Origin of the sequence: Fibrobacter sp. (assembly GCA_012523595.1) — a bacterium.
Lineage (GTDB): Bacteria > Fibrobacterota > Chitinivibrionia > Chitinivibrionales > Chitinispirillaceae > JAAYIG01.
Window position 1 is genome coordinate 1 of record JAAYIG010000150.1, and the last position, 19,090, is coordinate 19,090.

The 19,090-nt window shown below is 45.9% G+C and carries 16 protein-coding genes; 6 read left to right on the forward strand and 10 right to left on the reverse strand.

Going from position 1 to position 19,090, the window contains the following annotated elements; all coding sequences use genetic code 11:
* The 6 genes from GX089_10140 to argB all read right to left on the reverse strand — a co-directional run.
* A partial coding sequence (locus GX089_10140) for a hypothetical protein (protein ID NLP02843.1) occupies window positions 1-335 on the reverse strand: 335 nt, incomplete at its 3' end.
* 174 nt (window positions 336-509) lie between these two features.
* Window positions 510-1,088, reverse strand: a complete 579-nt coding sequence (locus GX089_10145; protein ID NLP02844.1) for a DNA-3-methyladenine glycosylase I — start codon at window positions 1,086-1,088, stop codon at window positions 510-512.
* Window positions 1,054-1,755, reverse strand: a complete 702-nt coding sequence (gene ispD / locus GX089_10150; protein ID NLP02845.1) for a 2-C-methyl-D-erythritol 4-phosphate cytidylyltransferase — start codon at window positions 1,753-1,755, stop codon at window positions 1,054-1,056. The genes GX089_10145 and ispD overlap by 35 nt, the downstream gene beginning before the upstream one ends.
* A gap of 50 nt (window positions 1,756-1,805) precedes the next feature.
* Complete coding sequence (locus tag GX089_10155) at window positions 1,806-3,008, reverse strand: argininosuccinate synthase (protein NLP02846.1); 1,203 nt, start codon at window positions 3,006-3,008, stop codon at window positions 1,806-1,808.
* Between the two features lie 34 nt (window positions 3,009-3,042).
* Entirely contained in the window at window positions 3,043-4,272 is a 1,230-nt protein-coding gene (locus GX089_10160; GenBank protein NLP02847.1) for an aspartate aminotransferase family protein, read from the reverse strand.
* Between the two features lie 36 nt (window positions 4,273-4,308).
* Window positions 4,309-5,088, reverse strand: a complete 780-nt coding sequence (argB, locus tag GX089_10165) for an acetylglutamate kinase (protein ID NLP02848.1) — start codon at window positions 5,086-5,088, stop codon at window positions 4,309-4,311.
* 552 nt (window positions 5,089-5,640) lie between these two features.
* Here argB and GX089_10170 point away from each other — a divergent pair.
* The 3 genes from GX089_10170 (at window position 5,641) to GX089_10180 (ending at window position 12,437) form a co-directional block, all read left to right on the forward strand.
* A complete protein-coding gene (locus GX089_10170; protein NLP02849.1) occupies window positions 5,641-7,965 on the forward strand; it encodes a GGDEF domain-containing protein in 2,325 nt (774 codons plus the stop codon).
* 262 nt (window positions 7,966-8,227) lie between these two features.
* Entirely contained in the window at window positions 8,228-11,779 is a 3,552-nt protein-coding gene (gene smc / locus GX089_10175) for a chromosome segregation protein SMC (protein NLP02850.1), read from the forward strand.
* Window positions 11,780-11,873: 94 nt separating this feature from the next.
* The gene (locus GX089_10180; protein ID NLP02851.1) at window positions 11,874-12,437 is read left to right on the forward strand and encodes a GyrI-like domain-containing protein; all 564 of its coding nucleotides are present in this window, start codon (window positions 11,874-11,876) and stop codon (window positions 12,435-12,437) included.
* A gap of 28 nt (window positions 12,438-12,465) precedes the next feature.
* Here the strand turns inward: GX089_10180 and mazG are convergent, their stop codons facing one another.
* Together mazG and GX089_10190 are read right to left on the reverse strand one after the other, a co-directional pair.
* Window positions 12,466-13,245 (reverse strand): nucleoside triphosphate pyrophosphohydrolase, encoded by a 780-nt coding sequence (gene mazG, locus GX089_10185; GenBank protein NLP02852.1) that lies wholly within the window; start codon window positions 13,243-13,245, stop codon window positions 12,466-12,468.
* Window positions 13,246-13,291: 46 nt separating this feature from the next.
* Entirely contained in the window at window positions 13,292-13,900 is a 609-nt protein-coding gene (locus tag GX089_10190) for a threonylcarbamoyl-AMP synthase (GenBank protein ID NLP02853.1), read from the reverse strand.
* Window positions 13,901-14,072: 172 nt separating this feature from the next.
* Between GX089_10190 and GX089_10195 the strand changes: the two genes are divergently transcribed.
* The gene (locus GX089_10195) at window positions 14,073-14,468 is read left to right on the forward strand and encodes an STAS domain-containing protein (protein NLP02854.1); all 396 of its coding nucleotides are present in this window, start codon (window positions 14,073-14,075) and stop codon (window positions 14,466-14,468) included.
* A gap of 1 nt (window position 14,469) precedes the next feature.
* Here the strand turns inward: GX089_10195 and GX089_10200 are convergent, their stop codons facing one another.
* Complete coding sequence (locus GX089_10200) at window positions 14,470-15,699, reverse strand: LL-diaminopimelate aminotransferase (GenBank protein NLP02855.1); 1,230 nt, start codon at window positions 15,697-15,699, stop codon at window positions 14,470-14,472.
* Between the two features lie 258 nt (window positions 15,700-15,957).
* Between GX089_10200 and GX089_10205 the strand changes: the two genes are divergently transcribed.
* The gene (locus tag GX089_10205; protein NLP02856.1) at window positions 15,958-16,527 is read left to right on the forward strand and encodes a DUF2179 domain-containing protein; all 570 of its coding nucleotides are present in this window, start codon (window positions 15,958-15,960) and stop codon (window positions 16,525-16,527) included.
* A gap of 229 nt (window positions 16,528-16,756) precedes the next feature.
* A complete protein-coding gene (locus tag GX089_10210; protein ID NLP02857.1) occupies window positions 16,757-16,987 on the forward strand; it encodes an FMN-binding protein in 231 nt (76 codons plus the stop codon).
* Window positions 16,988-17,197: 210 nt separating this feature from the next.
* Here GX089_10210 and GX089_10215 read toward each other — a convergent pair whose 3' ends face one another.
* Window positions 17,198-19,078 carry a response regulator gene (locus GX089_10215; GenBank protein ID NLP02858.1) on the reverse strand — a complete coding sequence of 627 codons (1,881 nt, stop codon included), beginning with the start codon at window positions 19,076-19,078 and terminating at the stop codon, window positions 17,198-17,200.
* Window positions 19,079-19,090 lie beyond the last annotated feature (12 nt).

A 19,090-nucleotide genomic window follows, 5' to 3' on the forward strand; every position in this document is an offset into this window, starting at 1 on the left:
AAATTGAGACTGGCATAATTGAACACCTGGTCTACCTTTCCGACCACTTCCAGAAATTTGGAGTTGCTTGCTCCATACACCAGGTACATTGCCATAGGCCCGGCAGTTGAGATGACAGTGTTGTCACTTGAAAGGTGGAAGGCGGTGATAGGGAAGGCGATTTGATCCATAATGGAATACCCGTCCTCATCGTAGGCTTCCGTTACCTGCCACACTCCTTCCATTCTGCTTTTAGTGGGCCGGTTATCAAAATCCAGAAGCCCGCAGTTAGCGAAAAGCAGGATGAAGATGGCACAGGAAAAAAGTAAGGGTTTAAGCAGATGCACGGATTTCATCGTTTCCTCCGGAATGGGGTTTTCTTTGTAGACGCGGTTCGGCGGAAAATGCGCTCAACCGAAACGAAATACTAATAATATAGTTCATACTTCCGATTATCAAGGGCAGGGGACGGACTATTTTTTTACTTTTATAAGCGCTTAAACAGATTTCTGCGGGCAGTTACGTCCTTGTCAGCTCTTTTTCTTCATAAACCTGAAACACCCTTCCAGATGATCATTGACCATTCCTGTTGCCTGCATAAAAGCATAACAGATTACGCTGCCGACAAAGTTAAATCCGCGTTTCTTGAGATCCTTGCTCATCTGATCGGATTCAGGTGTACGGGCAGGAAGGTCTTTCCAGGTTTTGGGCGGCTTTGGAGGAAAGAGGGCCTTATAATTGGTAAACTGCCAGATGTACTTGTCAAATGTGCCGAACTCTGCCCTGACCTCACGGAATCTCTTCGCATTGTTAACTGCTGAGAGGATTTTCAACCTGTTGCGGATTATTCCGCTGTCAAGCATGAGCTCTTCAATCTTTTTATCGTTGAATGAAGCCACTTTCTCCCAGTCGAACCCTGCGAATGCTCTGCGGAAATTCTCCCGTCTTTTCAGTATGGTGATCCAGGAGAGCCCGGCCTGAAACCCCTCGAGAACAAGCATCTCAAATAGTTTCCTGTCATCGTGTACCGGGATTCCCCATTCCTGATCGTGATACCTGATATAATCGGGGTCATCACCCGCCCAGGAGCATCGATTTTTTTGCCGCAACTATCGCCTCCGCAGTTTCCAGGTCGGAAAGAGTGGTGATTTTAAAATTCTTCGGGTCCCCCCAGGCAATTCCCACCTCCATACCCGCCTTCTGCATCAGTACGGCTTCATCGGTGGGAGGAGGTTCGGATTCCGACATGCTGTTTAGTGCTGCAATAAGAAGTTTTCTGCGGAAAAGCTGCGGGGTTCCCACTCTGACAAGTTTTTCCCTGTCAACTGTTTCCAGGGCTCTGTCCCCTTCAAAGGTCCGCACTGTGTCAACTTCAGGGGTGACTGTGATTACACAATCGTAACTGTCTCTTTTTTCCAGAATCCTGTCAATCACAAGGTCAGTTACAAACGGTCTTGCTGCATCGTGGATCAAAACCCACTCAGACTCCAGACCACTCAGGCCATTGCTCACCGAATTCCATCTCTGCTTTCCGCCGGCAACCACCTCTACTCTCTCGCAGGCATACTTTTCTTTTGCAGAATGGAGCATCTCTGATGGCACCACAAGAACAATTTTTACGATGTCTTTACGCGAGAGAAAAAACTCTAAAGAATACTCCAGCATCGGTTTGCCGCCAAGGGGTACAAAGGCCTTGGGTTCCTTATATCCCAGCCGCGTTCCTGAACCGGCAGCTACGATTACCGCATCGATCTTCTGGTTTGTTTCTTTTTCCATAGGGTATGAAAAAAAAGGGGCGTTCAGTACCGCCCCTTTGGAAATATGAACTACATCTTTCTTTCGACCAGACCTGCTACTTTCATCGGCAAGCCGAAGAGCTTTATAAACCCTGTGGCATCTTTCTGGTTGTACAGTTCTGTATCGGTAAATGATGCCAGGTCTTCGAGATAGAGTGACTTTGGAGCCTTTGTACCGGCAGGTATGATATTACCCTTGTAAAGCTTGAGTTTCACTGTGCCGGTTACATTTCTCTGCGTCACATCAACAAAAGCGTCCAGAGCCTCTCTCAGAGCAGAAAACCACTGCCCGAAATAGACAAGTTCGGCATATCTGGATGAGATAATCTCCTTGAAGTGGCTTGTATCTCTGTCAAGGACCAGCCTCTCAAGCTCCCTGTGGGCAAAGTAGAGTATTGTGCCACCCGGAGTCTCGTAAATGCCTCTGGATTTTATTCCAACCAGTCTGTTTTCAACCATGTCAATATGACCGATAGCATGCACAGCTCCGATTTTGTTTAGAGTATCGAGCAGTTCCACAGGTCCAATTCTGCTGCCGTTTACAGCCACAGGTGTTCCCTTTTCAAAAGCGATCTCCACGTATTCGGCTTTATCAGGAGCTTTTTCGACTGTATTGGAAAGCGTGTACACGTCATCCGGTGGTTCGTTTCCCGGACTCTCAAGAACACCGCCTTCATGGCTTATATGCCAGATGTTCCGGTCCTCTGAGTAGATTCTCTTCTTTGACTGGCTGATAGGCACATTGTGTTTTTCCGCGTAAGCGATGCAGTCTTCTCTGGAATGCATGGTCCAGAGAGGATCTTTCCATGGGGAGATTATTTTCAGATTCGGATCCAGCGCCATTATTGTGAGCTCAAACCGGACCTGATCATTTCCTTTCCCTGTAGCGCCATGAGCTATGGCACTTGCTCCCTCCTTATGTGCGATCTCAACCGCCCGTTTGGCAATAAGCGGTCTTGCGAAGCTGGTTCCCAGAAGGTAAGATCCCTCGTAAACCGCTCCGGCCCGAAGGGTAGGGAAGATATAATCGGCTACAAACTCACTGGTGAGGTCTTCGATGTACAGCTTTGATGCACCGGTTTTTAATGCTTTCTCTTCCAGACCGCTCAGTTCTTCCTGCTGCCCCAGATCGGCACACATGGCTATCACTTCACAATTGTAGTTCTCCTTGAGCCATGGAATCATTATTGAAGTGTCAAGACCGCCGGAATAAAGCAAAACTACCTTTTCCATAATATTAATCCTTTGTATTTAGTCAGTTTTGTAGTTACTTTCTGCTCAGAACTCCACTGAAAATGGCCACTGCCTTGTTGATCTCAGATTCACTGACCGTCAAAGGCGGCATGAACCGGATTGTGTTTTTTCCCGCCTTCACTACCAGCAGTCCCTTCTTTCTGCACTCAGACACTACCGCTGCAGGATCGTCTTTCAGTTGTACCCCAAGAAGAAGACCTGTGCCTCTGATGTCCTCAATGTCCTGGAACATTTTTTTGAGAGCAGAGAGTTTCTTTTTGAGATAACTGCCTTTCTGCTTTACACCTTTCAGAAATTGCTTTTCTGAGATGATTTTAAGCAGTTCACATCCAAGTGCGCATGCTACCGGATTACCCCCGAAAGTGGTGCCGTGGTCGCCGGGTGAAATCGCTGATGCAAACTTTTCACTGCAGACCACTACTCCAAGAGGCAGCCCGCCACCTATCGGCTTGGCAAGTGTCATCATGTCCGGGATCACCTTATGCTGCTCATAATTCCAGAGAGTTCCGGTTCTGCCCATACCGCACTGGATCTCATCGAATATAAGGGCGATCGACTTTTTCTCCGTGTATTCTCTTAAGAATTTCAGAAATTCGGTTGAAGCCGGATTGACTCCGCCCTCGCCCTGAAGAGGTTCAACTATGACAGCCGCAAACTTGTGAGAGTCAAGTATCTTTTTTACAGCTTTTATATTATTGAGCTCCGAGGAGTGAAAACCCTCCAGAAGAGGCTCAAATCCCTCATGAAACTTCTTCTGAGGAGTGGCGCTTAGAGCCCCGTAGGTTCTGCCGTGAAATGCACTGCAAAACGAAAGAACATGATATTTCCCTTTAATTACTGATGCTTTTTTTCTGGCGAACTTTATAGCTGCCTCGTTTGCTTCGGTTCCACTGTTGCAGAAGAAAACCCTGTCGCCAAAACTGTGCTTCAGAAGCTTTTCAGCCAGGTCGATCTGTGCCTGTGAATAGTAGAGGTTCGATGTGTGGATAACCATCGAGCCCTGCTTTTTCAAGGCAGCGATAAGCGCCGGATGAGCATGGCCGAGTGCATTGACAGCTATTCCGGATCCGAAATCGAGGAATTTTTTATTATCTGAATCGTAAAGATAAACGCCTTTCCCCTTGACAATAGGGGCACCGTCCCGCTTATATGTGGGTACAAAAAGTGAATCGATATTTTTCATTTCATTTTTCCCGTTTGTGATGTGATTGTTTTTCCTGGTTGACTCATTTACAAGAGTCATTAGGAACTCCTGCCTGGTGTATTGTTTCCGGGCAGATTACCTGTGAATCACTGTTCCGGTGGAAGTTGAAGTGGAAAGCTCGTTAAGAAGCGTCTCACTGCCCCTCCATCCGCAGATATGTACGCGTCCAACTCCGCGATGGACTGCATCAGCAGCCGAGCGGAGCTTAGGTATCATACCTCCTGTTATGTGACCGCGGGCAATTAGATCTTCTATTTCGGATGTGCGTATCTCTTTTTTCACTTCATCGTTTATCAGAACTCCTGGAACATCGGATACGAATATGAGGTCGTCAGCCTCCAGAGCCATTGCCAGTTCGCTTGCTGCCAGGTCAGCATTGACATTGTAGATGGCGCCATTATTATCCCGGGAGATCGGAGAGACCACTGGGACAATGCTGTTTTGTTTACAGATAGATATAAGTGTTGTGTTAACCTGTTCTATTTTGCCCACAAGACCGATATCCTGGCCTCTCATGGTCATCTTTGAGGCCAGAAAGAGATTGGAATCAACGCCGCTGAAACCGGCTGCTGAGACTCCTCCGAGAAGCAGTGCATTGACAATTCTTTTGTTTACATCGCCAGAAAGCACCATCTGTACGATTTTTACCATCTCGGCATCGGTAACCCGCATCCCTTCCACAAATGTAAATTCCTTGTTGAGCAGGTCCAGATGTCTTGCTATGTCTTTGCCACCTCCGTGTACAATGACCGGAAAAGATTGAGGCATCAGCTTCTTTATACTTTGACCCAGTTGAATAAGAAGCCCCTCGGCATCGACTGTCGCTCCACCAATCTTGATACACACCGTCCTCATGCGATCCGAACCTCTCCTTTTGACAGAATTCCAGGGGATCGAAATCAGGGAAAGTCATATAAAATAAATAATGGGCTTTGTTGGTGGTGCCTTGTAATTATAAAACAGAGTTTTAAATTACAAGTGTTTTCATCGAGGTGGCTTATCGAGTTTATTTGTTTTTGAGAAAAGCAAAAAGATAGTCCGTCCCCTGGATTTTATATTTTCATCTCGAAGTCCCTTTTCAAACATATAGATATATGGAACCATAATCTTCCAACCCCAACCCCCGAAAAAAACTGTGTACAATTTTATTAACCTGTTTCAAGACACTGATCGATACTTTAAATCTGTCACCCGGCTCTGAAAACACAATCAAATAACAAACATCAGAATTTAATTTATTTTGTCTTTTTCCCTTTACGTTATGAAAAACAAAGTTGTCAAAAACCAAAAAAAGAGGTATTATATACAGGGGTGTTCTCTTTCAATCAAGAAATCTGAAATGATGCCGCTTCTCCATCTAGATGGGCCGGAAACTCAGGTTTCGTACAAGGATATTCCAGGGTTTTTATGAAAAGAAGAAAGACCAGAAAATCCAGACCCACAGTTGGTCTTTTCATTTCTGACCTGGAAAATGCCTATACCTATAACCTCTATATGGGGGCCATGGATGCTGCGCAGAGAAGTGATTCAAATCTTGTAATTTTCCCCGGCAAATCTCCCAAAGCCCCCTATGAATTCGACTATCAGTTTAATGCCGTTTATGAACTACCCTCTGCTGAATCAATCGATGCTTTGATACTGGCTACAGGAACAATCACAAATTTTCTGTCGTATGAGGAGTTTGAGGCATTTTACAAGAGATATGAGGGAATTCCACTTATAAGTATCTCTATCCCGCTTAGCGGTATCTCCAGTGTCCTGATCGACAACAAAATCGGCATGAAAAGAGCATTCTCTCATCTGATTAAGGATCACAATCTCAGGAAAATCGCCTTTATCCGTGGCCCGGAAAGCAATGCCGAAGCACAGGAAAGATACCTGGTTTATAAAGAAGCACTTCAGGAAAACGGAATCGAATTTGATCCAGCGCTTGTCTATGAGGGAGATTTCACCTTTTACTCCGCTTTCAAAGCGATAAATGAGCTTCTGGAAGAGAGGAAAGTGAAATTCGATGCTGTTTCTGCTGCAAACGACGAGATGGCTCTCAGTGTAATGCAGGCATTGCAAAACAGAGGCTTCCGTATCCCGGCAGATGTAGCCATAATTGGTTTTGATAATGTGGAAAGTGCAAAATTCAGCACACCATCACTTACAACCGTTTCCCAGCCAATCTATGAACAAGCTCAGAAGGCATTTCAGATTGCACTCGACATGATAAACGGGGGACCTGTGGTAAACCATACCCTTGAGACACAGCTTGTGATCAGGGAATCCTGTGGATGCATGTCGCAATCTGTAAAAGCTATAGATCTCTGCAGTGTCAGGAAAAAAAGGTGTGCAACCTTAGACGATGATTCTCTTCATAAGAAATACTCCTTTGAAGACCGTCCCTTTATTCATGATAAGATGATGCAACTGCTTGGGGACCTTTGTAAACTCGATGTGTGCTGCAGTGAGGTCGACAGAAAATGTAGATGGATTAAAAGCAGAATCACGGAAATACTCTCATCGGAGTATATAGAGGAAGATGATATCCTTACATTTCATAATCTGATCACTGATCTGCGTCATAAGCTCCTTTGGGCTGCTGATGATGTGGAGAAGATTGCCAGGCTCGAGGACTTTTTTCACCAGGCCCGTGTCATTTTCATGGAATCAGCACTCAAGATAAACTCCAAGAAATGGGCACTGCACAAGAAAGATTTTCGTGGTTTGAGAGTAATCCTGAATCTTCTTATTTCCAATGTTTATGACAGAAACAAGACCCTCAAGACGATAATCCCGCAGCTTAAGTCTATGGGGATATCAAGCTGCTATATCTATTTATATGAGAATTCCTATGTTCATGGAAGAACCGACCGCTGGAAGTTCCCTCGCAACATCAAACTGTCCATGTCCTACGGGCATCCTGAACTTGCTGAAAAACTGCTGAAAACCGGAACGATAGCTACAAAGAATATATTGAAAAAGGAACTGTTTACTGCTGAAAAACGCTACACGGCCGTTGTTCTTCCGCTGTTTTACATGGAGGAGCAGCTTGGGTTCCTGGTGTCGGAAATCGACTTTATTGACAGTCTGCTTTTTGAATCACTGGTAGTGGAGATCAGCTGTGCACTGAAACTGATGTACCTGATGAAAACGAGGCAGGAGATCGAGGAGAAGCTAAGGTACGCTCTGTTAGAACTTGAGGAATATAATCAGCAGCTCAATGATATCTCACAGACTGATGAGCTTACCGGACTTCTTAACCGCAGGGGATTCCTGAATCACTCCAGACACGATCTTAATGTGTCGAGGCGGATGGGGATAGACGGGCTGCTGTTCTTTGCGGATCTTGATGGACTGAAAAAGATCAATGATACTTACGGTCACGAGGAAGGTGACAACGCTATAAAAGCTGTGGCTGTAATCCTGAGAAAGACATTCAGGGAGGTCGATATAATCTCAAGAATCGGTGGGGATGAGTTCACTATCTTTACCATAAACACCTCCATGGATATGTTAGCAGATCTGCAGAAACGGATACACGACCTGTTGGAAGAGTACAACAGCACATCCGGAAAACCCTACAAGGTCTCTTTCAGCATCGGCGCAGTCCCCTTCTCTGCCACAGGGACGGAAAATATTGAAACCCTGCTTAGCCAGGCCGACCAGCTTCTTTACAAGCAAAAAAAATTGAACAAAATGAAGCAGAGAAAGCGTTTGCGCCTGGAAAAAACAGATAAACCGTAAAAATACGGCCTCCATTAAACCTTTTAACCCCTGTTTATACTTCCCCTTGCGTATCTCCCCCCGGGATCATACAATATTCTGGGGTTGGTCCCTACAACTGCTCTTGACTCTGTGTAAGATTCTGTTAATAAAGGGGATAGGGGGAGTTGAAGTAAAAAACCTTGACTCAATACCCAATATGTTGTATCTTGAATACTTCTGATAGCAACGTATTGTATTTATAAGAAGATTACGCCCATTTTTCATAATTAGAGGAAAACACATGATCTTACGGAAGCTCTCGATTTACGGCTTCAAGTCATTCGCTGATAGGATAGAGTTGGAGTTTGGCGAGGGGATGACCGCTGTGATTGGTCCCAACGGCTGCGGAAAGAGCAATGTTGTCGATGCCATACGATGGGTTTTTGGTGAACAGAAGGCATCGTTGCTGCGCAGCAGCAACATGGCGGATGTGATCTTTTCCGGAACTCAATCCCGTCAGCCTCTCAATGTGGCCGAAGTGACTTTGACAATCGAGAACAATAAAAAGATCCTTCCTGTCGAGTACAGGGATGTATCGATCACAAGGCGGATATACAGAAGCGGGGAGAGTGAATATCTGATCAACAAGACCCAGTGCCGCCTTCGTGACATCCAAAACCTTTTCCTTGATACAGGTGTGGGGAGCAGCGCCTATACTACTATAGAAAATACCATGATTAACTCCATCCTCAGTGACAAGGCTGAGGAGAGGCGCATATTGTTTGAAGAAGCTGCTGGAATCGGCAAATACAAACACCGCAGAAAAGAGAGCCACCGTCAGCTCGAGAAAACCGCTCAGGATCTTCTCAGAATAAACGATAAAGTGCAGGAAGCCGACCGTCAGGTCCGTATGCTGGCCAGGCATGTTGAGAAGGCGAAGAGATACAAGGCCTATTATGATGATCTCAGATCTCTGGAAGTAGGGTTTGAATACCGGCGTTACCTTTCTCTCTCAGAGGCCATGAAAGCCCGTAATGCACAGCTCGAGGAACTGGAAAGCCGCAGGGAAGCTCTACGGGCACGGATCGCTACATCAGAATCTCGCGTTGAAAAGATGCAGCTTAATGCTCTGGAACTGGAGAAGGAGCTTGAGATTGCCTCCCGCAATGTAAGTGAGGCTACCGAGAAGATTATCAGAATTGACCGGGATATTTCCGTCAACACAGAAAGGGCAACAAACCTGGGGCAGAATGCCGAAAGGTTTGATGCAGAGGTGATCTCTATTGACGGTCAGATTGAAGAGAACACTAATTTACGCACTCAGATTGAAAAGAGTATCATCGAGCGGGAGACACAGCTTCAGAAGAGTGTAGAGAGGGTTGACGGGGCTACAGACGAACTGGCCCGGTTTGATTCACAGATGCAGAAAAGCAGGGAGAAAGCTGACCAGCTTGGCCGTGACCAGATAGAAATCATCAATGTACTGGGTGAGAGCAGAAACACTCTGGGATCTTTGAAGGCAAGATTGAGTAATCTCATCGAGCGCAGGGAACGTGGACTTCGTGAGCTTCATGGACTTCAGTCAAGGCTGGAGGAGTTTCAGGACGCGATAAGTATATGTAAAGAGCAACTGGCCGCTGTTGATGAGGAAAACCGGAACCTGCTTCAGTCCCGGGAAGTGCTTCTTGGCAGGATCGAGAAGGAGGAAAAACACTACCATACTTTGGTGGAGCGGGAAAAACATCTCGAAGCCCAGATTGCATCCTGTAAATCACAACTGAAGTTTCTTGCCGGTCTTGAGTCTTCTTTTGAGGGATATCAAGCTGGAGTCAGGGAGATTATTACCCGCAAATTGCCCGGGGTAAAGGGCATCATAGCTGACCTGCTTTCAGTGACCGATCCGCAATTGATCGGGCTTGTGGAGAGAGTGCTTGGGGACAGAATTCAGACAGTTGTCTTTGAAACAGAGGCACAGCTTTCCGCAGCGGTAGAGATTCTTGGCAGGGAGAAAATCGGTGTTGCCAGGATGATCTCTCTGGAGCGGCTGGCGGGCATGGCACCTTCAACTGAAGCAGCGCCCGAAAAAGGGATAAACCTGACGTCAATTGTAAAGGTAGCCGCCGGATGTGAGGTGATAGCTCAGAGGCTTTTAAGCGGTATTGTGATTACAGATACTGCCGGAGAGGCGATGGAGTTATCACGTCGGGACAGTGGAAGAAGACTCTTTGTATCCAGGGATGGAGTGATCTGTGAAAGCGACGGCACTGTCACAGCGGGAACCGGTAAAAAGGAAAAGGCCGGAATACTGCAGCGTAAACAGCAGATCGAGAAATTGACTGCAGATATTGAGACTTTCGAAAAAGAGTACTCATCGGTGGTCAGTGAGAAGGATACCTGTATTATCAACAGAGACGAAGCGAAAATGGCTCTTATTGAAGTAGATGAGAAGCTTAACAGGGGCCAGCGTCAGCAGCAGGAACAGCAGACAAATATCAAGCATTACGAGACAGAAACTCAGAATATACTCACCCGCACCACTGCTCTGCAGCCGGAACTCTTGGAAATCGAATCTTCAATAAAGGAATCAGAAGAGAAAATCGCCACAACAGAGGCGGAGACTGCGACTCTTGAGAGCCGTCGGGATTTGCTTGAACAGCAGGTTGACGAGGCCAGAAACGAGGTAAGAAACCTGGAAGAGCAGAGACGCTCTCTGATGGAGCACCTGAAAAACGTCGAGCTTGAAACCCATGGACTGAAAAACAGGATCAATCAGGACCGGGCAGATATAGAGCGTCTGGGAAGAGATATCAAGACTTTGGCAGAACGTAAAGCTGCCAAGATAGAGGATAAGCGTAAAGCTCTCAGTGAGAAAGAGGAACTGGAGAGGGGCCTGGAATCTCTGAGAATAGAGCTTGAGAATGCGAAACAGGTTCGTGCAGAGAAGGAAGAGGTGCGCGACAGGAAAAGAGAAGAATACAACGGGAAACTGCTTGAGATAGAGGAGGTCAGAAAGGAATCCCGGACCGACCAGACTGATCTTGAACATGTCTCCAATCAGGTCCACGACTGCGAAATAAAGCAGACCCGTGATGAGCAGGAGAGCCGCCGGATAAGAGAGAAGATCTGGGAGGCTTACGAGATCGATCTTGAATCTCCTCCGGAGAATATTCCTGTGATCGAACAGGAAGACAGTGATGTTGTCCAGAACATTTCCATGCTCAAAGAGCGTATAAAGCATGTCGGGCAGGTCAACATGGCTGCACTGGAGGACTATGAGACAGAGAGCCAGAGATTAAAGGAGCTTACTGCTCAGCGTGATGATCTCCAGAATGCGGTTGATGATCTGGAGAGAGCCATAAAGAAACTTGACAAGGAAGCCAGGGTGCAGTTCCTGGAGACATTCGAGAAGGTAAAGCAGAATTTCTCCGAGATGTTTACTACTCTGTTTGAAGGGGGAGAGGCACATATAGCGATGGAGGAGAATGTAGATCCTCTTGAGGCTCCCATTCATATAAATGTAAGGCCGGCAGGAAAGAAGATGAGAGGGGTTCAGCTTCTATCGGGTGGAGAGCGTGCACTTACCGCCATATCGCTGCTCTTTGCACTCTATCTTGTCAAGCCATCCGCTTACTGTATTCTCGATGAGCTCGATGCGCCTCTCGATGATGCCAATATCGGAAGATTTGTCAAAGTACTCAGAAAGTTCGCGGAAAAGACCCAGTTTATCGTTATCACCCATAACAAGCGTACTATGGAAGCAGCCGATCTGCTCTATGGGGTAACCCAGCAGGAGAAGGGCATCTCAACCATAGTGTCTGTCAAGTTCCAGGAAGCTGCACTGCAGGCTGCCTGAACATTGACAATATCTGGCTGAGAGGATCAGGAATTGCTTTCTGTTCCTGGTGAAAACTCGTTTTTTCTCCCTGAAATACGGCAGGAGTGATTTTATGGCAAGAATAGCCCTGATTATTTCCGGTGTTGTGGTTATTGCGATTCTTCTGGTGTCTTTTTTTGCTGGTGTTTTCGATACCGTGAAATTTTCTACAGAAACTGCCGGGCCTTACAATCTCATTTACAGGGAATTCCAGGGGCCTTTTTCCGGAATCAGGTTTACACTCAATGATGTTTTCAAGTATGTCAGGGATAAAAAGAAAATCGAGGCCAGCAGAGGTTTTGGGATCTTCTATGATGATCCGGGCAAAACTCCTTCGGACAGTCTCAGAAGCATCACAGGGGTGATAGTTGACTCAGTGATAGCAGTGGAAAAGCCATATAAAAGCGGTGTTTTCGAAAAAACAGAAGCGGTTGTTGGGAGATTTCCGATAAGAAGCTTCTTATCCTATGTAATGGGGGCAGGTAAGTTTTATTCCAGGCTGCAGGAATATCTGAATCAGAACAACCTGAAAATGTCCGGACCGGTTTTGGAAGTTTACGATAACGGAGAGAGAATGATTATATATATTGCTCCTGTAAACTCAGAGAAATCACCGGCTCCGGAGTTCGAGGGGTGAGATCGACAAGAATTGCATAGCAGGGTAATCACCCAATTGTCTTTTTACTCTCCTCCCAGTAACGGTCCATCTCCTCCAGTGTCGCTATGGAGATATCCTTCCCTGATTCTCTGAACTTGTCTTCTATATAACGGAACCTTCTGGCGAATTTGACTGTAGTCCTCCGAAGGGCATCTTCGGCACTTATGCGGTGATGGCGCGCTACATTGACAAGGGCAAAAAGGATGTCACCAAGCTCCTCATCGGCGTTCTCCTGGTCTCCTTTAAGTATCGCTTCTCTGAATTCCCTGAATTCTTCTTCTACTTTGTCAAAAACAGGTTCTGTGTCTTTCCAGTCAAAACCCACCCGTGCAACACGGCGCTGCATCTTTTCCGCTTTGAAAAGTGCAGGCAGGGCTTCAGGAATATCGTCCACAAGGTACTTGCGGTGCTCTTTCCCTTTTTCCCCCTTCTTGATTCTCTCCCAGTTGTGGATTACCTCTGTCGATGAGGATACCTGTGTTTCGCCGAACACATGAGGATGACGTCTGATAAGTTTCTCACAGATCTCATACGCTACATCCTCCATGGAAAACTTTCCCTCCTCCTCAGCCATTCTGCTGTGCAGAACTATTTGAAGGAGAAGATCTCCAAGCTCCTCTTTCATCTTGTAATCATCTTTTTCATCAACTGCTTCGAAAAACTCATACATCTCGTCAAGAAAACACGACAGGATTGATTTATGAGTCTGTTCTCTGTCCCATGGACATCCGCCCGGACTTCTCAGCTTTGCTACTATATCGATCAGCCGTTCAATCTGTTTTCCCATTTTTTCTTTCTCTGGTTTGGAATTATTTACTGCAGAAACTTCACACTTATCCTTCCCAATTTCCTTTCCCGATTCTTATTACCTCGGGCTCTTCATTAGTGAGATCGATGATAGTTGAACCACTGGGATTATCCAGCGGTCCTGCATCCAGCATGACATCGACCTCATTGATTACTGCCGGCCGTACCTCATCGGGATCGCCTCTCAGGTCTCCGGGAAGGCCTATCGATGTGTTGGCGAGCGGTTCGCCTATTGTTTTTACCAGTTCAAGCGTGATTACACAAGAGGGGATTCTGACTCCGACGGTCTTTCGTTTCGGGCAGATTTTCTTTGGAACAAGATTGGTTGCGGGAAGGATAAAGGTAAAGGGGCCGGGAAGGTATTTTTTCATCAGTTTGAAATGCGTGTTTGAAAGATGGCAGTAGGTTGAGATCTGTGAAAAGTCGCTGCAGATAAAAGAAAACAACCTGCTCTTATCCTTCATCAGGATTCTGCTTATCTTGTCAAGAGCTTTGGGATTGCTGATGCACGCTCCAATTCCGTAAACGGTGTCGGTAGGGTAGACAGCGATACCACCTTCATCCTTGAGGATGCGGGCGGTTGAATCAAGATATCTTCTCTGTGGATTGACAGGATGAACATTGTAGATAATCATAAAACCGGTTCCGTGAAGATTACGCGATTCCTGCCGGATAATTGAACTCTGGAGTCCGGCATGAAAGGCTAAATATAATATCCTGAAAGCGCCTTTTGAACTGTTGACTTCCTGTGCGACAAGAGATATTATTAGTTATTAAGAAACTTGTTTATACCCGGCCCCCGGAGATATGCTCCGGAAACGGGAAACACAGCGTCAAAGAGAAGAAGAAAATTTCATGGTAGATGGAGAGAGTATGACCCTGGAAGTCACATTGAAGAAAACCGATGAAAATCCCGTACTGGAACTTGTAGGCAGAATCGTCGATGCGGATGTAAAAAAGTTTCAGAGAAAAATTGAGCAGTTATACAAGAAAAAACACAAACAGATAGTTGTGGATGTAAGCTGTGCCAGTTTCCTTGACAGTCACGGGCTGGGTACGATAGTGTACTATCATACCCTGATGCAGAAAGAAAAAAGGGAACTCATTATACTCAATGCCAACCCTGATGCCAATTCATACCTCAACAGGCTTTTTGAATTGACAAATCTTGACAAGGTGCTCAATATCGTTACACACCTCTGATTCAGCGGTTTCCCAATGCATCCTGTATACGGCTGAGCGCCTTCTCTACTTTCTCTCTCATATTGAAAGCGCTTATCCTGATATAACCCTCTCCGCACCTTCCAAAACCTGCTCCGGGCGTACAGACCACTCCGGCCTTTTCAAGAAGCATATCGAAAAACTTCCAGGAATCCATTCCACAGTTGATCCAGATATAGGGAGCGTTTGTACCTCCGGTACAACTGAATCCAAGACTGAGCATCTTCTCACGGATCAACCTGGCGTTTTCCATGTAATAATCCGACAATTCTCTTACCTGACGGGGTCCATCTCCGACGTAAACTGCTTCTGCAGCTCTCTGTACCGGGTAGGAGACTCCGTTGAATTTGGTGGAATGACGGCGGTTCCAGAGAGGATGAAGAAAATGAGTGTTACCGTTGCTGTCAAACACTCTGCAGCTTTTGGGAACTACAGTGCAGGCACAACGTGTGCCTGTGAAACCGGCTGTCTTTGAGAAACTTCTGAATTCTACCGCCACATCGGCCGCACCCTCTATTTCATAGATACTCTGAGGAATCGATTCGTCTCTGATAAAAGCCGAGTATGCCGCATCGAAAAGAATCAAAGCCTGCTCTTTTCGTGCGTACTCCACCCATTCACGAAGAATGTCCTTTGATGCGACTGCACCGGTGGGGTTGTTCGGAAAACAAAGATAGATAAGATCGACCTTTTCCCGGGGAATCTTCGGGACAAATCCATTCTCCTCTGTACAATCCAGGTAGTGCAGTCCTGAATATCTCCCATCATCGAACGCCCCTGTTCGCCCTGCCATCACATTGGTATCGACATAAACCGGGTAAACAGGATCAGGGACTGCGATGGTGATATCATTGGAAAAAAGTTCCTGGAAATTACCGGTATCACACTTGGCCCCGTCACTGATGAAAACTTCGTCAGCGCTGATTTCCGCTCCACGGGACTGGAAATCCTGTGCTGCGATTTTTTTTCGCAGAAAGTCATATCCCTGATCGGGGCCATAGCCCCGGAAAGTGGAATCATTGGCCATCTCGTCAACTGCGGCATGGAAAGCCTCTATGCAGGCTGGGGGAAGAGCTCTTGTCACATCTCCGATGCCAAGACGGATTATCTCCTTGTCCGGATTTTCTTTCTGGAAAGCGCTTACTTTTCTGGATATCTCAGAAAAAAGATAGGAAGATTTCAATTTAAGGTAGTTTTCATTTACCCTGATCATTTCTGTTTCTCCCTGAAATTGTAATTAGAAATAAAGTATCAATGATAAATAATAGAAAGAAGAAAGTCAATATCTAGAGGCATCCAGATTACTCAATTGATTTTTATAGAATAAGAAGAGCTGTTTCTGTTTCCGGGGCCAGATTTGAAGGCATCACGTATATTCCATTATTCCGGACTGAATCTGTCCTGGAGCTCACTGGGCGAAGTGCAGTCATGTTCACTGAGCGAAGCCGAAGTGAACAAGGGGAGGAGATATTTGTTTGAGAATTTTAATATCAGCATAGCTGTCATAGTATTTCTTGCGCGGGTATGTGATGTAGGTCTCGGGACTTTACGTCATACTTTGATTATCCGCGGACGCAGGCGTTATGCGTTTATGATAGCATTTTTTGAATCCCTTATCTGGATTTATGCAGTGTCCCGGGTTATGACAAATGTTCAGGACCCGCTTACCTCCCTTGCTTTTGCATTGGGTTTTGCGACCGGGACATACGTGGGTATGAGTATTGAGGGTTTTCTGAAAATTGGTGAACAGGTAATAAGAATCTTCTCAAGAAACGGAGAGATTGCCGCGGAAAAGCTGCGGGAGAACGGTTACAGGGTTACTACTTTTGATGGCAATGGACGTGATGGTGTTGTCAAAATGCTTCTTGTCCAGGTAAAGCGTAAAAACGTGATGAAAGTTACAGCTATGGCAAGAAAAATAGACCCTAACTGCTTTATCATTATTGATGACATTCGTTCTGTGTCAATTGGCGACAGTGCTGCAAGTCCTGGTGAGGAATTGACACCCGCTCCAACGGCCATTACTGCGGAAAGTAAGTAACCATACTTGTCTGAATCATACACATTACGGTTTAAATATAACGCATAATTATTTATAGTCTTAAAGGAGCAGTGCAGTATGAAAAAAATACAAGTACTCTGTTTTTGCTGCTTTCTGATCAGTTGTTCCCAGTATTACACTCTTAAGTCTTCTCAGGAGGTATTTCAAAAAACCTCATTTGAAAAGATAGATTTTAGCAGGGTCCAGGATGGTACCTATACAGGATATTATGATATGCTTCTGGTTAATGCGATGGCTGAGGGCAACTGTAAAGGATGGAAAGCTTGTCAAACTGGATCTTCTTGAACACCGTTATAACCGGAATTTTAACGGGGAGCCGGTAATTAAGCAGATTCTGGAGAAGCAGTCATTGGAGGTTGATGGAGTATCGGGAGCGACCTACAGCTCTAAATCGATAATTAAGGCTACTGAACGGGCACTGAAGGTGGGGATTGAGTAGAGGTTTTCATTTTTTGTATGGGCATATTGCCTTATGCGGGATAGAAGGGTGGATATTGTAGCTGAGGAGTTTAAATATCCCCTTTTTTATTTCCCATTTGTTGGTCTTATTCTGCCAAGGTGAGGATGGTAAGTGCAAGGATCTGGGAGCATGTAATGGAGATGCTGTCCCTTGTGGTAAATACAGGGTAGTGTGGCAGAGATCATTATCTCATCCGCTCAACGCATCCTGCACCGCCTCCGCCAACTGCGCGGAGACAAAGGGCTTCTGCAAAATCCCGATAACCCCTTCGTTTAGAATCTGCTGACGATCTTCGTCCATCCTGTAGCCTGTTGCAATAAGCGCCTTGATATCGTCCTTTATTTCCTTAAGACGGCGGAAGCACTCTCTGCCGTCTATACCCGGCATCATAATATCAAGGATCACTAAATCGATATCCGAGGGGTCGCGTTTTAAAATCTCTATGGCATCATTGCCGTTATTGCATACAGTTACCTTGTATCCCAGCCATGAAAGCATCTCCTGCACTGCGTCAAGAAGAAATACTTCGTCATCCACAACAAGAATGTGCCCTTTACCATGCACGAATGCCCGGGGAGAATCCTTGTCACTGGATCGGGCCTTCCGATTGACTGGGAAATACAATGTAAAGGTGGTTCCGACACCTGGCTGGCTCTCGACATCTATGTAACCGTTATGACTTTTTACAGTCCCGTAAGCGCTTGCAAGCCCAAGCCCCGTTCCCTTGCCCACATCCTTGGTGGTATAGAAAGGCTCAAAGAGGTGGGAGAGAACTTTTTTATCCATTCCGGTTCCTGTATCTTTTACAGAAACAGCAACATAGTACCCTGGTGCGACAACATAGGCGTGTGATTTTGAAAAACTCTTGTCAAGGTCAACATTTTCTGTCTTGATAACTATCTGCCCGCCATCAGGCATCGCATCCCTCGAATTGAGAGCCAGATTCATCACTGCGCTCTGAAACTGCGCCGAGTCGCCCATTATCACGTAGTCAGAAGCATTAAGTTCGCAGGATATTTTAATATTCTTGTCAATGGTGTGCTTAAGCAGCTCAATAACATCCCCAAGCACATTGTGAATATTAAACGATGACATCTGGAGTTTGCCTTTTCTGGCAAAAGTCAGAAGTTTGCTTGTGAGATCTGATGCCTTGGTGGAGGCCGAAAGAATCATCTGGGCATATTTATCTAACTTGGGATCCCTTCCATATCTGTGACGGATTATATCCGCGTAACCCGAGATAGCGCCCATTATATTGTTGAAGTCATGCGCTATGCCTCCTGCAAGCTGTCCCACCGCTTCCATTTTGTAAATGGCACGGAACTGCTCCTCCAGCTTCATTTTCTCTGCTTCTGATTTCTTTCTCTCTGTAATATCCCTTGCTATGCAGATTACAGCCCCGCTTCCGTTATTTGATGCATTTACAAGTGAAAAATGGGCTTCAGCAGGAAAACTCTTTCCATCCCTTCCTTTCATCTGGCACTCTACCTTGATCCGCTCCTTCTGTTTTATCTCTGTTAATATGGACTCCACCTTCTGACGGCTCTCGGAGGAAACCAGGTCCAGGATACTGATCTCTGTACCCGGTTCTGTGTAATCCCCGAACATCCTGTTTGAAGAACTCTGATTCCCCAACAGCACTGTCCCGCCGAGATCACAAAGCATTATGGCGTCAGGAGAGGTCTCCACCAGGCTTCTGTACCGCTCCTCACTCTCTCTCAAAGCACTCTCTGCTTTTTTACGCTCCGAAATCTCCTCCAGTAACTCCTCTCTCTGCTTGAAAAAACGGAGTGCCAGTGATGCCAATTGCCCGAAACCGTTGCCTTTGGCAGCCAGTCTTTTTATCTGAGAAAGATCTCCTGTGTCAAGAGCTTTCTGAATCTGCTGCAGGGGTCGGTTGACGAAAAAATGAAGGACTGGAAAAATGATAAAAAGCAGTACAACTATGCCTGTCAGAACCTGATAAAAATCGATTTTAAACTTCAGCGAAATAAGGAAGAAGATCAGGAGAAGAACAGCGCAAATCAAAAGCAGACGGGAAAAGACACTAATATGTACCCTTGTATACATCAGGCTCCTTCT